This window comes from Winogradskya humida, assembly GCF_016862215.1.
GTDB lineage: Bacteria > Actinomycetota > Actinomycetes > Mycobacteriales > Micromonosporaceae > Actinoplanes > Actinoplanes humidus.
This window is the reverse complement of the sequence record NZ_BOMN01000032.1, coordinates 60,449-74,943: the sequence shown is the minus strand read 5'-3', so window position 1 is coordinate 74,943 and position 14,495 is coordinate 60,449. Positions and strand designations below refer to the sequence as shown.

17 protein-coding genes are annotated in these 14,495 nt (G+C 67.7%); 10 read left to right on the top strand and 7 right to left on the bottom strand.

Going from position 1 to position 14,495, the window contains the following annotated elements; all coding sequences use genetic code 11:
• Positions 1 to 6 precede the first annotated feature (6 nt).
• From Ahu01nite_RS14270 to Ahu01nite_RS14255, 4 genes are read left to right on the top strand one after another with little or no spacing between them, the layout of a single operon-like run.
• Positions 7 to 1,545 carry a sugar ABC transporter ATP-binding protein gene (locus tag Ahu01nite_RS14270; protein WP_203836976.1) on the top strand — a complete coding sequence of 513 codons (1,539 nt, stop codon included), beginning with the start codon at positions 7 to 9 and terminating at the stop codon, positions 1,543 to 1,545.
• The gene (locus tag Ahu01nite_RS14265; protein ID WP_203836975.1) at positions 1,535 to 2,491 is read left to right on the top strand and encodes an ABC transporter permease; all 957 of its coding nucleotides are present in this window, start codon (positions 1,535 to 1,537) and stop codon (positions 2,489 to 2,491) included. Before Ahu01nite_RS14270 ends, Ahu01nite_RS14265 begins: the two co-directional genes overlap by 11 nt.
• The gene (locus tag Ahu01nite_RS14260) at positions 2,488 to 3,486 is read left to right on the top strand and encodes an ABC transporter permease (protein ID WP_239158839.1); all 999 of its coding nucleotides are present in this window, start codon (positions 2,488 to 2,490) and stop codon (positions 3,484 to 3,486) included. Before Ahu01nite_RS14265 ends, Ahu01nite_RS14260 begins: the two co-directional genes overlap by 4 nt.
• 12 nt (positions 3,487 to 3,498) lie before the next feature.
• On the top strand, positions 3,499 to 3,906 hold the full coding sequence (locus tag Ahu01nite_RS14255; protein WP_203836974.1) for a thiol-disulfide oxidoreductase DCC family protein: 408 nt from the start codon (positions 3,499 to 3,501) through the stop codon (positions 3,904 to 3,906).
• On the opposite strand, the gene Ahu01nite_RS14250 is transcribed toward Ahu01nite_RS14255, so the two are convergent.
• The 5 genes from Ahu01nite_RS14250 to Ahu01nite_RS14230 form a co-directional block, all read right to left on the bottom strand.
• Complete coding sequence (locus Ahu01nite_RS14250; protein WP_203836973.1) at positions 3,890 to 4,888, bottom strand: WD40 repeat domain-containing protein; 999 nt, start codon at positions 4,886 to 4,888, stop codon at positions 3,890 to 3,892. The genes Ahu01nite_RS14255 and Ahu01nite_RS14250 overlap by 17 nt on opposite strands.
• 2 nt (positions 4,889 to 4,890) lie before the next feature.
• Positions 4,891 to 5,358, bottom strand: a complete 468-nt coding sequence (locus Ahu01nite_RS14245; RefSeq protein WP_203836972.1) for an RNA polymerase sigma factor — start codon at positions 5,356 to 5,358, stop codon at positions 4,891 to 4,893.
• 64 nt (positions 5,359 to 5,422) lie between these two features.
• Positions 5,423 to 6,157 carry a zf-HC2 domain-containing protein gene (locus Ahu01nite_RS14240; RefSeq protein WP_203836971.1) on the bottom strand — a complete coding sequence of 245 codons (735 nt, stop codon included), beginning with the start codon at positions 6,155 to 6,157 and terminating at the stop codon, positions 5,423 to 5,425.
• Positions 6,154 to 6,675: a sigma-70 family RNA polymerase sigma factor gene (locus tag Ahu01nite_RS14235; RefSeq protein ID WP_203836970.1), complete on the bottom strand. Its 522-nt coding sequence runs from the start codon at positions 6,673 to 6,675 to the stop codon at positions 6,154 to 6,156. Before Ahu01nite_RS14235 ends, Ahu01nite_RS14240 begins: the two co-directional genes overlap by 4 nt.
• 125 nt (positions 6,676 to 6,800) lie before the next feature.
• Positions 6,801 to 7,901, bottom strand: coding sequence for a neprosin family prolyl endopeptidase (locus Ahu01nite_RS14230; protein WP_239158838.1), 1,101 nt, complete (start codon positions 7,899 to 7,901; stop codon positions 6,801 to 6,803).
• Positions 7,902 to 8,526: 625 nt separating this feature from the next.
• Here Ahu01nite_RS14230 and Ahu01nite_RS14225 point away from each other — a divergent pair.
• Positions 8,527 to 9,000, top strand: coding sequence for a cysteine dioxygenase (locus tag Ahu01nite_RS14225; RefSeq protein WP_203836969.1), 474 nt, complete (start codon positions 8,527 to 8,529; stop codon positions 8,998 to 9,000).
• Entirely contained in the window at positions 8,994 to 9,401 is a 408-nt protein-coding gene (locus Ahu01nite_RS14220; RefSeq protein ID WP_438874782.1) for a rhodanese-like domain-containing protein, read from the top strand. Before Ahu01nite_RS14225 ends, Ahu01nite_RS14220 begins: the two co-directional genes overlap by 7 nt.
• 1 nt (position 9,402) lies before the next feature.
• Here the strand turns inward: Ahu01nite_RS14220 and Ahu01nite_RS14215 are convergent, their stop codons facing one another.
• On the bottom strand, positions 9,403 to 9,666 hold the full coding sequence (locus Ahu01nite_RS14215; protein WP_203836967.1) for a hypothetical protein: 264 nt from the start codon (positions 9,664 to 9,666) through the stop codon (positions 9,403 to 9,405).
• A gap of 380 nt (positions 9,667 to 10,046) precedes the next feature.
• On the opposite strand from Ahu01nite_RS14215, the gene Ahu01nite_RS14210 reads away from it, so the two are divergent.
• The 4 genes from Ahu01nite_RS14210 to Ahu01nite_RS14195 all read left to right on the top strand — a co-directional run bounded on the left by Ahu01nite_RS14210 (position 10,047) and on the right by Ahu01nite_RS14195 (position 11,810).
• The gene (locus Ahu01nite_RS14210) at positions 10,047 to 10,409 is read left to right on the top strand and encodes a type II toxin-antitoxin system RelE/ParE family toxin (protein WP_203836966.1); all 363 of its coding nucleotides are present in this window, start codon (positions 10,047 to 10,049) and stop codon (positions 10,407 to 10,409) included.
• A gap of 45 nt (positions 10,410 to 10,454) precedes the next feature.
• Positions 10,455 to 10,850: a helix-turn-helix domain-containing protein gene (locus Ahu01nite_RS14205; RefSeq protein WP_203836965.1), complete on the top strand. Its 396-nt coding sequence runs from the start codon at positions 10,455 to 10,457 to the stop codon at positions 10,848 to 10,850.
• On the top strand, positions 10,847 to 11,311 hold the full coding sequence (locus Ahu01nite_RS14200) for a hypothetical protein (RefSeq protein ID WP_203836964.1): 465 nt from the start codon (positions 10,847 to 10,849) through the stop codon (positions 11,309 to 11,311). The genes Ahu01nite_RS14205 and Ahu01nite_RS14200 overlap by 4 nt, the downstream gene beginning before the upstream one ends.
• Positions 11,312 to 11,408: 97 nt before the next feature.
• Positions 11,409 to 11,810 (top strand): PPOX class F420-dependent oxidoreductase, encoded by a 402-nt coding sequence (locus tag Ahu01nite_RS14195; protein WP_203836963.1) that lies wholly within the window; start codon positions 11,409 to 11,411, stop codon positions 11,808 to 11,810.
• Here Ahu01nite_RS14195 and Ahu01nite_RS14190 read toward each other — a convergent pair.
• The gene (locus Ahu01nite_RS14190; protein WP_203836962.1) at positions 11,792 to 14,431 is read right to left on the bottom strand and encodes a glycosyl hydrolase; all 2,640 of its coding nucleotides are present in this window, start codon (positions 14,429 to 14,431) and stop codon (positions 11,792 to 11,794) included. The genes Ahu01nite_RS14195 and Ahu01nite_RS14190 overlap by 19 nt on opposite strands.
• Positions 14,432 to 14,495: the final 64 nt, after the last annotated feature.

Sequence of the window (14,495 nt, the reverse complement as noted above, 5' to 3'; positions counted from 1 at the left end):
GGGAACATGCCAATACTCGAGGTCACGGACGTCAGCAAGGTTTTCCCGGGGGTGCGCGCACTCGACGGGGTTTCCTTCGCGCTGCAGCCCGGCGAGGTCCACGCCCTGGTCGGCGAGAACGGCGCCGGCAAGTCCACATTGATCAAGCTGCTGACCGGGGTCTACCAGCCGGACGGCGGCGAGCTGCGCTACCGCGACGAGCCCGCCCGCTTCGCGACACCCATGGACGCGCAGCGCGCCGGGATCTCCACGATCTACCAGGAGGTCAACCTCGTCCCGCTGATGAGCGTCGCGCACAACCTCTTCCTGGGTCGTGAGCCGCGCAACGCGTTCGGGCTGGTCGACGAGAGGCGGATGATCCGCGAGGCGAGCGAGATCCTGGTCCGCTACGGCGTCACCACCGACGTACGCCGCCCGCTCGGCACGATGGCGCTCGGCGCGCAGCAGATGGTCGCGCTGGCCCGCGCGGTGATGGTCGACGCCAAGGTCGTCATCATGGACGAGCCCACGTCGTCGCTGGAACCGCGCGAGGTGGAGACGCTGTTCGGCGTCATCCGCGACCTGCACGCCCGGGGCATCGGCATCGTCTACGTGAGCCACCGCCTCGACGAGCTCTATCAGATCTGCGACGCGGTCACGATCCTGCGCGACGGGAAGGTCGTGCACACCGGCAAGCTGGCCGAGCTGGAACGGATCAAGCTCGTGTCGCTGATGCTCGGGCGGGACATGTCCGCCGTACGCCGGGAGGGCTTCACCGGTTTCGCCGGCGACCACACCGGCGCGGCCGACGCACCCCCGGTCCTGAGGGTCACCGGGCTGAGCAGCCGGCACCGGCTGCACGACATCAGCTTCGCCGTGCGCCCCGGCGAGGTCGTCGGCCTGGGCGGACTCCTCGGCGCCGGCCGCAGCGAGACGATCAAGGCGATCGGCGGCGCGTACCCCGTGGACGCCGGTGAGATCGAGGTCGGCGGTAGGACGCTCAAGAATCCGACACCCGTGCGCGCGGTCCAGGCCGGGATCGCCGTGCAACCCGAGGACCGCAAGGCGGAGGGCATCGTCGCGGGCCTGTCGATCCGCGAGAACATCGCGCTCGCCGTGCTCCCCCGGATGGCCCGCTGGGGCCTCGTCTCGGACCGCAGGATCGACAAGATCGTCGACACGTACATGACCCGGCTGCGGATCAAGGCGTCCGGGCCGGACCAGCGCGTCGGCGACCTCTCCGGCGGTAACCAGCAGAAGGTGCTGCTGGCCCGGCTGCTCGCCACCCAGCCCCGGGTGCTGCTGCTCGACGAGCCGACCCGCGGCATCGACGTTGGCGCGAAGGCCGAGGTGCAGGCGCTCATCGACGAGCTCGCGGCGGACGGGCTCGGCGTCGTACTGGTCTCCTCCGACGCGGAAGAGCTGGTCGAGGGCGCCGACCGAGTGGTTGTGCTGCGCGACGGCGCGGTGGTCGGCGAGCTGACGGGCACGAACGTCACCACGGAAGCCCTGCTGGAAACGATCGCGGCGGCAGCGGTCTCATCGGAGGAACCCCATGACAACTGAGGCTCTGGTCCGGCGGCCCACCTTCGATCGGGCCTGGCTGCCGAAGTACGGCGTGTACGCCGCGATCGTGCTGCTGGTGCTCTACAACGTCGCGTTCACCCCGAACTTCCTCGCGTGGAGCAACCTGCGGATCCAGCTCGTGCAGGTCGCCCCGATCGTGATCGTCGCGCTCGGCATGGCCCTGGTGATCGGCACCGAGGGCATCGACCTGTCGGTCGGGTCGGTCATGGCACTCGCGGCGGCCCTCATACCGCTCTATCTCGGGTACGGCGTCATCGCGGCGATCCTGGTCTCGCTGGTCGCCGGGGTGGTGGTCGGCCTGATCAACGGCGTACTCGTGGCCCGGGTCGGGTTGCAGCCCATCGTGGCAACGCTCGCGCTGTTCGTCGGCGGTCGCGGGCTCGCCCTGGTCATCTCGCACGGGCAGCTCAAGGACGTCCGCAACGACGACCTGATCTTCCTCGGTTCCGGGGACTTCCTCGGGCTGCCGATGCTGGTGTGGATCGCCGCGCTGCTCGTGCTCGTGGTCGCGTTCGTGGTCCGGCGCACGGTGTTCGGCCGGCGGCTGCTCGCCGTCGGGGGGAACAGAGCGGCGACCGAGCTGGCGGGCGTACCCGTGAAAAGGGTGTTGATCGGGGTTTATGTCCTCTGTGCGGTGCTCGCCTCGATCGCGGGGCTGCTCGCCGTCGCCCGCATCCAGTCCAGCGACGCCTCGTCCGTGGGTCTGCTGATCGAGCTCTCCGCGATCACCGCGGTGGTCGTCGGCGGCACCCCGCTCACCGGCGGCAAGGTGCGGGTGCTCGGCACGGTCGCGGGTGCCCTGCTCATGCAGCTGGTCATCGCCACGATGATCAAGCACAACCTGCAGCCGTCCACCACGGAGATGGCCCAGGCCGTGATCATCCTCGTCGCCGTCTACGCCGCCCGAGAGAGGAAGTCCCGGTGACCGCTCTGGCTGTTCCGGTGGAGACCGAAGAGCGCACGAGCGAGCGCTCCGACCGGATCGTCGACCTGGTGCAACGCCAGGGCGCGCTCGCCGTGCTGGTCGTCGTCGTGATCATCGCGGCGGCGGCGTTCCCGAACTTCCGCGGTTATGACAACGCGGGGACCATCCTGATCGCGGCCGCGCCGCCCGCGCTCATCGCGCTAGGGATGACGTTCGTGATCATCACCGGCGGGATCGACCTGTCGGTCGGGTCACTCTACGTGCTGGGTGGGGTCGTTTCGGCGTACGCGTCGAAGTGGGGTTTCCTGCCCGCCCTGCTCGTCCCGCTGGCGCTGTGCGGGCTGGTGGGAGTCGTGAACGGGGTGCTCATCGCGTACACGAGAATGGCGCCCTTCATCGTGACCCTGGCCGCCCTGCTCGGCGCCCGCGGCCTGATGCGTGCGCTCAGTAACGAAGGCTCGACCACGTATCTCGTGGGCGACGACGGTTTCCGCAGCTTCGGCACCGGCTCGTTCCTGGGCATCGGCTACCCGGTCTGGCTGGTCGCGGTCGTCTTCGTCCTCGGCATGGTCCTGCTGTCCCGCACCCGATTCGGCCGATCTGTGTACGCCGTGGGCGGCAGCGAAGACGCGGCGAGCCTGATGGGCGTGGCCGTACGCCGCACCAAAGTAACCGTCTACGTCATGTCCGGCCTGCTCGCGGGGCTGGCCGGCGGGATCAACGCCGCGAAGCTCGGCTCGGGCGTCACCGTCCTCGGCACCGGCATGGAACTCGACGCGATCGCCGCCGTGGTGATCGGTGGCACGCTGCTCACGGGTGGTGCGGGCACCATCGCCGGCACGATCGCGGGTGTCCTGCTGCTCGGCGTGATCCAAAACATGATCAACCAGGTCGGCAACGTCCCCAGCAGCTATCAGCAGGTCATCAGCGGAGCGTTCCTCGCCGTGGTCGTCGTCGCCCAGACCTACCTGGTCAAGCTCCGCCGCCGCACCTGACATCATGGGGGCATGGCCGGTAACACGTTCGTCTATGACGGCGACTGCTCGTTCTGCACCTCGTGCGCTGAGTTCATCGAGCGGCGCATCCCGTCGCGGGCACGGGTGATCCCGTGGCAGTTCGCCGATCTCGACGCCCTCGGCCTGACGCTGGAGCAGGTCGAGTCCGCGGTCCAGTGGGTCGGCGAGGACGGCACGGTCGCCGCCGGCCCCGACGCGATCGCCCTGCTGCTGCGTGACGCCGGCCGCATGTGGGAGGTGCCGGGCCGCGCGCTGCAGCTCAAGCCGGTGGGGTGGCTGACGTGGCCGGCGTACCACTGGGTCGCCGACCACCGCCACCTCCTGCCGGGCGGCACCGCGGCCTGTTCCCTGCCGCAGGCGCAACGCGACAAGCTCTACGGCCCTAGTACTTCACGCTGAACCACGTCCCCGCCGGGACCACGACGCCGTTCAGGGTCCGGTTGTCCTGCCAGGCCAGCCGGACCTGATCCGCTGAGGTCGCCGTGACCTTCTGATCGGCCAGGACCTGGGCCGCGGGCAGGTTCAGCAGCGCAACCCGCTGCTCATCGCGGTCCATTCGCCGGTAGGCGACCGCGATCGCCTTCCCGTCCGGGGACAGCCGCAGATCCGTCACCGAGCCGCATTTCAGCTCGGGCGGCATGGCCGCCACCAGTGCTTCGATGGGCTTCCCGCGACCAAAGTTGAGCTGGCAGTCCGCGCTCAGTCCCGCCACCGCCAGCCGGCCGTCGGCGTAATCCACGGCCTGGATCGGCGCGGTGCCGATCTCGAGCACGGGGCGCTCGGTCCCGGTGGCCAGATCGTGGGCGACGAGCGACCTCTCCTGCCACACGTACGCCGTCGACTCGTCCGCGGTCAGCAGGCTCATCGGTTCGCCCTTGCTCGCCGGGAGTTCACGGCGCAGCAGCGTCGTCCCTGAGCGGTCGACCTCGACGAGGCTCCAGGTGTGGCCGCCGGCCCCTCGCTCCACCGCGACAACCCGGCCGCCGGGCAGCGCGACAGCTCCGTCCCACGTCACGCCGTGGATGTCGAACGATGTCACCACCCGGTCCGGCCACGCGTCCCAGAACGTGCCGGTGATCTTCACGCCGCCCTTCAGCCGGGGGTCGCCGTGCACCAGGATCCCCTGGGCACGTTTCGCAGTCGGTTTCGTCTCCGTTTGCGTCTGCGTCGCCGGCTGGCGTGATGTCCGCTGCGGGCGGTGGTCGATGGTCAGGCCCACCCCCGCTATCAGGAGCAGAGCCAGCACACCACCGACGGCCGCCCTGCTGCGACGCCGGCGGCGGTAACGGCGGTAGACCTCGTCGAGGCTGCCGGCGTATCCGGGGGCAGCGTGCGCGACATCCCGGACCAGCGCTGTCATGTCGTTCGGAATCTGGTCCATGGTCATTCCTTCTCGCTGAGCGCGGACCGCAGGGCGGACAGGCCACGGGACAACCGGCTCTTCACGGTTCCCTCGTTGAGCCCGAGCGCCAGCGCCGTCTCGGCCGTCGACAGATCGAGCAGGATGCGGCACGTCACCACCGCACGCTGGGGTAGAGGCAATACGGCCAGCGCTTCGCGGGCCACCACCGACGACTCATCACCGGCTGGTATCGACGAGTCCTCCGCGCCTTGCGGGCGCTCCCGGCGTACCTTGCGCCACCAGGACGTCGCCCAGTTCAGGCCGACCCGGAAGACCCAGCCCGCGGGGCTCTCCATGCCACTGACCTTGGGCCAATTGGCGTACGCGCGGGCCATCGCCTCGTCCACGGCCTCGCGCGCCAGATCGTCGTTGCGCAAAGTCACCGCGAGCGCACGATGCACCCGGTCGACGTTGGCCCGGTAGAACGCCTCAAAGTTGTCGTGCTGCACGGGTCTCGGCTTCGAGCGCCACTTTCATGTCCCGTACACGCCTGGGCGTGGCACGGGGTTCCCATCAATTCACATGAGCGGTGCCGAGCAGATGACCCGACGAGTCGCTGACAGCGATGTCGGTGACGCTGCGCAGCTGAATCGAGCTCGCGCCGGTGACCTTGGCGTTGCCGCTCGGGGTCGGGCCCCACATCGCCGCCTGCTCGATCCGCCCGTCACCGTTGCGCACCTGGCACACGAACGGGCCGTCGCCGGCGAGCTTCTGCACGATCAGGTCGACCGAGACGCCCCACGTCTTGCCGGTCAGCACCGCCTCGCCGGTGAGCCCGCTGCCGTCCGCGGCCTCGAACGCGGCAGTCACCTGCGGCTGGCTCGCCGGGCTCGTCTGGTTCGTCTGATTCGTCTGGCTCGTCTGGGCAGGCGCGGCCCGCGGCACCGTCTCATCGTTGTCGCGAGAAATCACCAGACCGCCGGAGATCGCCGCAACGAGCAGCACAGCCGCTGCGACAGCGAGCCGTCTTCCTTGCCGGCGCCGATCGCGGGACCTCTCCGCACGCATCCGGCCGAGCAGGCTCTCCACCCGGGCCGGGCTGGGCCGCGCCCCCGGCGCGACGGCAACGGGCGGGGCCTTCGGAAACGCGCGCAGCAGCTCGGGCACGGGCGCCAGCCGGTCCAGCTCGGCGCGGCACTCGTCGCAGGTCAGCAGGTGCTCGTCGAGCCGGTCGGTGTCCGCCTCGTCGAGACCGCCGAGCAGGTAACCGCCGAGCAACCGCCGCAGCTCATCATGGTCGGTGCTCATCGCAGCACCCCCATCTCCTCGAACGCCTGCCGCAACGCGCGAACCGCATAGTAGGCCCGCGACTTGACCGTGCCCTCGGGCACCGACAGCTGCCGGGCGGCGTCGGCGACGCTCTGCCCGTCGTAGTACATGGCCTGGACGACCGCGCGATGATCGTCGGACAGCCGCTCCAGCGCCTCGGCCACGAGCCAGCCCTCGACCATCTGGTCGACGTTGTCCCCGGTGGGCGCCGACTCGACCGCCACGTCATCGGTCACCAGGCGCGGGCGGCGCTGCTCGGCCCGCCAGTTGTTGGTCACGACGTTGCGGGCGATGGTGAGCAGGTAGGAACGGGTCCGCCCGGGGTGCGGGTCGAGGTGATCGATGTGCCGCCAGGCCCGCAACAGGGTCTCCTGGACGAGGTCCTCGGCGCGGTGCCGGTCGTGCACATAGCGGGTGATGAAGTTGAGCAGGATCCCGTAGTGCTCGGTGTAGAGGGCGGTCATCAGCTCCTCGTCAGGGCTTCCCCGTCGCATCATCCGCCGCCTCCCCTCGGTGCTCCCCTGCTCAGTACCCCGCGACGGGTCGTTCGGTTCGATCTCCACGCAGGAAAAACGCCCGGCCCCCTCGGAAGGGAACCGGGCGTCTCGATGTTCGCGCAGCGTCAGCAGTTGTCGCTGTCGGTCTCGGGGTCGTCGACCGGCCCACCGAACCGGAACGTGCGATCGCTCAGCCACTTGAAGTTGTAGCGGTAGGTCGTGTTCGTGAGCGCCGGCTTCGGCTCCGGGCCGTTGGTCATCGAGATGCTGCCCACCCGGGCGGCGGTGCCCGACGTGGGAGCGAGTCCGTTGCCCATCTGGGTGCACGGGTTCTGGTTGTTCGCCGCGACCTCGCCGAACCACTGGGTGTACTCGCCGCGGGTGAAGCGGCCCTCCCAGAGCGAGTCGGGGAAGTAGCCGATCCACTCGGAGTCGTACGCGACCCACCAGTTACCGTCCGAGTGCTGGATGCCCATCCGCTTGGCCACGCCGGCGGGCAGCGTGTCGCCCGGCTTCATCGATGAGCTGTACTGCGTCCAGCCGCACGCGTTGTAGCACGTGGCCACGCCGTCTTTCCAGTAGAAGACGAACAGGTGCGGGTCGCTGTCACCGTTGACCGTGCGGTCGACGTTCCAGCCCAGCTCGACGACGTGGTCGCCGTTCGTGGTCTGGACCGCGATCTCGGTCAGGGTGTGGTAATCGCCCTGCTTGAGCTCCGGCTTGGCGATGCTGAGGTTGGCCCAGGTCCCGTCGGTGTCGCCCTCCTGCTGGCCCTGCGCGTAGAGGTAGTAGACGGCCCCGGCCTTGGCCTTGGCCGTGGCTTTGCCCGCGGCCGGCGGGGCCGGCGGCACCACCGAGGTGTAGCCCTTGCGCAGGGTGCTGTCCTCGGAGATGCGGCCCTTGGGCGCGTATTCAGCCTCCGGCAGCAGCGACCCGCTGGTGTCAGCGGGCGCGGCGTCTGCCCCCGCGTCCGCCACCTCCTCGCTGTCCGCGCCGGCCTCGGCCTGCGTCAGTTCGGTGGGCCGGTCTCCCCAGGGAAGCAGTTTCGGCGGTACGGCCGTAGCCTCGTTGACCGGTGCCACCGCATCGGCGGAAGCCGATTCGGCGACAGTGGACGGTGCTGGCGTTTCTGCGGCACTCGCATTCAGGGTCCATACGACCCCGGTGGCGCCGACAACGGCTGTAGCCAGGCCGGCGGCAAGTAATCCGCGGCGTGATTTCGACACGTGTCCGTCCTCGTTGATCAGGGGGCGTCGATCGGGGTTGTCGGAGGCGGGTACCGGGGTGGCCTCCAGCAGGCGTCGCCGACCATATAACGCTCTGGATGCGCTTGGCTGCGCTCGCAGAGCCAATCAACCTGAACGGTGGAGCGCCCCGGCCGATACGGTGAGCGATTGCCCATTATGGTCGACGGTGCGTATTGATGCAGTTGCTCTAAGACATAATTCGGTGATCGTCTCTGAAAGAAGCAAACAGCCGCGAGGTTCTTTCGGGTGGTGCGCCGTATCCGAGGTCGGCGACGGCTACTAAATAGCGATTCCTATCGATAAGGAGCGCCCATATCGCCGGAACGGGGCTTCTCCCATATTTTGGAACTTGTTTGTCCAAGGGCACCCTTAGGCGCCATGATGGGCCTCATGCAGCGGCAGGGAATACCTCTCACCGCCCGCCTGGTGATCGACCTGGCGCGGTGCGCCAGCGCGCGCTGTCCGCGCTGACCAGCACCCCTCTGTTCCACCCCGGCCTCGTCCGCCGGCTTCCTCGGGTTCGTCACACGCGCGTCGCGTCATCCACGCCCACGTCTGACGTTAAACCTATAGAGTTGATAGGCAATGTATGAGAGGACATCCCATGACCGCCGTTGACATCCGCCTCGATCACCTCGCCGTCGCCCGGCAGCACGCCGCCGACCAGGCGTCCTGGCTCGTCAAGCCACAATTCGACGCGGCCGAACGCTGGTACCACCGGCTCGCCGAGGAGATCGATCACGAGGTGTGGCTGCTGACCTGGCTGCCCGGACAGGGCACCGACCTGCACGACCACGGCGGCTCCGCCGGCGCGTTCCACGTCTTCTCCGGCTCCCTGATCGAGGAGACGGTCGCGGTCTCCCCCGGCCACGCCCCCCGCATCACCGCCCGCGAGCTCGGCGAGGGCGCCGGCCGCCGCTTCGGCACCCGGCACATCCACCGCATCACCAACCGCTCCAACCAGCCCGCGATCAGCATCCACGCCTACGGCCCCGCCCTGACCACCATGACCCGTTACCGCATCGGCGCCGCCGGCCTCGACGTCGTCACGGTCGAGCGCGCCGGAGCCCAGTGGTGAGCGCCCCCACCTTGACCGCCCCGGCCGGCTCCCAGGGCATCACCGAACTCCTCAACGCCGCCCGCACCCGCCTCGCCCGCATCGGCCCCCAGGAAACCCACGACCGCATGACCCGCGGCGCCATCCTGGTCGACATCCGCCCCGCCGCCCAGCGCGCGGAGCACGGCGAAATCCCCGGCGCCCTCATCATCGAACGCAACGTCCTCGAGTGGCGCCTCGACCCCCGCAGCGACGCCCGCCTCTCGTTCACCCATTACGACCTGGACGTCATCGTGACCTGCCAGGAGGGCTACACGAGCAGCCTCGCCGCCGCCGCCCTGCAGGACCTCGGCCTGCTGCGCGCCACCGACCTCGCGGGTGGCTTCGCCGCCTGGCAGGCCGCCGGCCTCCCCACGATCTGACCTATTTTCCCCGGGCCGCGGGCGACACCACCGGCGAATCGCTGGATGCTGTCGCCCGCCGCCTCCTGACCCGCCAGACCATGGCGGCCAGCGCAAGAATCCCCGGCAGCGCGTGCACGGCGAGCACCCCGATCAGGTGTGGGCCACCCCAGTCGTTGCGGTAGGTAGCCGGATCGCTCAGATCAATCACGAACGGCTCAACCACCGCCCGCCCCACGAAATACAGCCCGACGATCCAGAGCAACACAACCCCGAGACGCTTCATCCCTCGACGGTAGAAACCCACCCGCCCGAGGTCATGGGTGCTAACCCCCATCTTTCGCGCCTGCCCAGCCAACCCGGCAGCCATCCCAGACGCCCTCCGCGACTCAGCGGCCCGCTCGCCACTGGTCGCGCACCCAGCCTTGCCACTGCCATGCAAAGGCCGCTCGAAATCTGTAGGTAGACCACGATCAAATTCGACCGGCGTCCGCTATCCGACAGAAATCTCATCGAGCCTGCCGAATAGCCTTGGCCTGCGCATCTGCCTGGCGTTGACCGATCCTCCCATTGGACAATCAATGGCTGATACCGCACCCTCGCATCCATGCTCTTACCGGCAGCCGGCGATCGGCCCGACACCGGCGGATCTTGCATCACCAGGCGATGCCCGTGCCCGTGAAGACCTGGGATTTCTACAAGACGGCCGCCGGTGCAGTTCCCGTGCATAAGGAGCTCGATAAACACAAGCTCAACGCCATGGAACTGGCCAAGCTACAAACGATCATGGATCGAATTGCCGAAGGCCGAGCGCAACCCAAAGACGTGAAGAGTCTTCGCGACGGCGTCTTGGAGGTTCGAGTGCGCGTGGGCAAACGCCAGCTCCGCATGACCTACGCCGAGGGTGGGGATGGACTGATCCTGCTCGCCCTGCATTTCTTCCAGAAGCAGCGGCAAGTAGAGGCAACCCACATCGATCTGGCGGTCAGCCGGCTGGAGGACTGGCGATCACGAACACCGAACTGGTGACGTTATCGCTTTTAAGCGATACGCTACTACCGCGAGGGAGGCGGCATGGGAACCGAACTTTTTGATCTATTGGGTAAAAATCCGGACGAACCACGCTTCCAGCGCGCTCTCCGTGACGCCAAGGATGTCGAACAGTGGATCGACACACTGGTCGCCATCCGGCATCGCCTTGGCATGAGCCAGGCTGAACTGGCCGAGGAGATGGAGACAACCCAGTCCGCCATCTCGAAGTTCGAGCGAGCCGGAGCCGACCCACGAATCTCCACGCTCCAGCGATACGCGAGCGCGGTAAGCGCGAAGATAAAACTAACCGTCGACGTGACGGCGTGCCGCGCTCCCGCATGGCGAGCCAACTACGAGATTCCATCGGCAGCCGAGCCCGACATCGAAGAGACCAACTACCGGGCGGACCCTGGACACGTAATTGGATTGGCCTCATGAGTGGCCGTACCGTAAATGATTTGAAAACTCTGCAATCATTGTTGGAATTGACTACCGTACGCATCTATGAGCTCGCTGCCAAACGTAAAGACGGCTTCGGCCTTGAAGACCTGGCGGCAGACTCGGATCACTCCAACCTAGAAGTTTCGATTGACTTCGAAACCGACTCGTTGACATTCAGATGCCGCATTGAAATGAATGGCCGAGGAGCCCTGTTCGCGGTCGACGTCGCTGCGATATTTGCGCTGAGCGAAGAGATCGAAGAGCCCCCAGCTGGGCTTATGGACGAATTCTCACGCAATGCGGGGCTGCCAATCGTCACCTCGTACATTCGAGTTCACATCCAGCAGCTAGCACGGCAACTCGGAGTAGCAATTCCCGTGCTCAAACATTACTGGCCACACGAGTACGACGAAGTCGCGGCCACTCATCCCGCAGAGGTCACTGCGGTCGAGGCGTAACCAGCCCCAGACCCTGTGCCGTCCCGGCGCCCCCGACAAGTACCCGATCCGCAGAGCCGGGTGGGCCGCGTGGAGGGGTACGGCCTAGGTTTGCGGGATGACGAGTATTCCTGAGGGCCTGGTTGAGTTGCTGGGCAAAGCGAGCCCGTGTTTCATCGCGACGGTTGATCCGGATGGCTCGCCGCAGTTGACCGAGACGTGGGTCGGGACGGATGGGGAGCACATCCTGATCAATACGGTGGCCGGGTTCCGGAAGGTCAGCAATGTTGAGCGGGATCCCCGGGTGTCGGTGATTGTTACCGATCCTGCCGATGCGTCCGATTATTTCTCGGTGAAGGGACGGGTTGTGGAGGTCACCGAGAAGGGCGGGGTAGAGCTGATCGAGGAGTTGGCTCAGAAGTATCTCGGGGGGCCTTATCCGTGGTTCGGGGGGCGGGATCAGGTTCGGGTGGTTTTCAAGATCGCGGTTGACAAGGTCATTCACGCGCCCTGGAAGTGAGTTCGGTACCACCGGAGCTGGACGGGGCCGATCAGGCCGTACGCCTGCCGGGTGGCGATGCCGAAGACCGCGGGGTTCGTGGTCCGCAGCCTGTTGAGCAACGTCGTCGCCACCTCGACCTCGATCGTGTTCCGTCCCGGCCGCACGTACGGTCCGATGTCGACGATCGGGTTCAGGACGTCGGCGGGCGGGAGCGGACTGTCGTTCACGCGTACCCGACAGGTGTCGAAGACCTCGCCCAGCTCGAGATAGGCACCCAGACCGCGTGGCACTTCGATGGTGGTTCGGTAGCGACCGATCCCGGAGACGTCCTCCAGGCCGGGGATCGCGGACCACGGCGCCAGAGCACTGAGGGAAACGCGGCGCGTGGAACGGCCGGTCGGCTGCCAGTCCTCGACCTCGAGATCCCAGGTCGTGAGCGGGGTGGGCGGGTCGGCAACGGTCCGGACGGGCGGGAGGGCCGGCTTGCCCGCCTTGAGCGCGACGAGCATCGACTGGCCGGGCTTGAGCGTCGCGCGGATCTTGATGCGATCGCCGTCGCGGGTGAAGGGTAGCCCCGTGATGCGGCCCGTCCAGGCGTCGAGCAGGTGCGGGACGGCTTTTCGCGAGCGGGCGGTAAGCCACACGTCGTGGTCGATGTCGACGATCTTGCGGTTCTCGGCGTGCCGCGCGTTGGCCAGGTAGTAGTAGTCGGTGTCGCCGTCCACGCGCCGCACGGTCATCAGCGTCGACCGCTCGTAGACCACATCCCGCGTCACGCCGAGCGCCTCCAACGCACCCGGAATTCCCGACATATCTGGCACGATGGTCGCGCGGGCGAGCAGGTCATTCAATCGGGGGTCCGCGGACCAGTCCCCGACAACGATCACCGGAAGTCCGGCGCGCGCAAAGCCCGAGATCAGCGCGGCCGCACGATCGGTGAGCGCGTGTTCCTTACCGCGGAAGATGTCGCCGTCGAGGATCAGCGCCTTGTAGGCCGGCCCGTCCGGAGCGAGCCGCCCGTTACGCACGTGGGCGCGGGGAAGGGCCAGCGCCGCCTCACTGAGGAAGCCATGCGTCCACCCGATCGGAATGCCGTCGTTGGTGGCCCACGGAGCGCCGATCCCCGTGGCCGTCCAGCCCTTCTGCCGGAAGAACACCAGGTCGGTGCGGGCCCTGCCGAGGCGCAGCACCATCTGCGTACGCGCGAACCACCCCGCGATGTCCGGCACGTGCCGCCACGTGGGCTGCCGCGGGCCCCAGGCTTCGGCGTACCCGATGCCGTTGCCGTTGTAGGGCGAGAATGCCGCGAAGCCCGGCCACGCCGCCCCGGGAACCGCACCCGAATACGCGAATCCGTGCAGCACCGCCTGATTGACCCCACCGGCGAACACGCTGCCCATCGTCTGCAGCACCTTGTCCCAGCTCGTGCTGTAGGCGCCGTTCGCGTACGCGGCCGCCTCGCACGACAGCAGCAGGTTCCCGCCGAGGTCACGCCCGGACGCGAGCACCCGGTAGTCGTCGAGGTTCTTGAAGCCCAGCGACTCGCTCTCCGGCACGTCGAGCAGGGCGGCGCTGCGGATGGCGTCGGTCTGGAGCCCGTACGGCTGGACCCGCAGTTGCATCCCGAGGCCGTGCGCGAATTCCCGCAACGGGAGCAGGTGGTTTTCATGGTACAAGTCCGACAAGGTGAGGTTGTAGTCGTCGCGCACGTGGTTGGACGTCACACTGTCGAACGAGTACGGGTACTTCTCATCGCGCTGAATGATCACCGGCAGATATGGCAGCAGGTCATAGCCCCGCCGCTCCCGAAACTCGACCAACAACCGATTGGTCCAAATCGTCCAGTCAGTCTCGATCTCCAGCGAGTCCTCGAAAAGATCGCCCCCAGCATCCCGCAGCAGCGCCCTAATTGTCCGGTTAAGGATATTTGAATTCCACTCGGACAACACAGCATCAGTGCCGAGCCGCCCGAAATGATCAACCACATAGGCGGGTGGTGACGTGTGCGGCCCGGCCTCGGGTTGCTGCCCCGACCCGCGCTCGGCATAGCTGAACAGCAACCAGTCACCCTCGCCGACGTCAACGCTGAGCTGCCCGTTCGCCGGCGTCAACGTCCGCACCGAAGCGGGGTCGAGCACCGCCCCCGACACGACCCGCGCAACCTGGACGATCGACCCGCTGACCGGCCCCGAGTACGACCCGGTGAACGGCACGACGGTGTGCACGAGTTCCTTCGCCGCCGCCGGATGCTCGGGCGTAATCGTCGGCACCGCCGTCGGCCAGCACGGCCCCATCGCCAGGTCGACGGTGATCCCGCGGGCCTTGGCACGGCGCAGCGCGACCTCGACCGCCGCCAGCCACGCCGGCGTTCCCCACCCGTGCCCGACAACGTCGAGATCCTCCTTGACGCTGTGGTGCACGTCCTGGATCTCCACCCCACCGAACCCCGCGTCGGCGATCCGGTCGACCTCCCGGGCGATCTCCGCCGGGTCGACCAGCCCGTGCGGCCACCACCAGCGGAACTTCGCCGCGGTCCCGGCCCCGGGGTTGGCGAATCGCTGCTCGAAGGACTCCCCCGGCGATGACGGGAGCGGCAGGGCAGCGCCGAGGCCCAGGGCGAACAGAGTGCGGCGTCTCATCGGTTGCCTCCCAGCACGGCGGCGGTGGAATCGTTTCAAACACACGACGAACACGCGGTCCTGG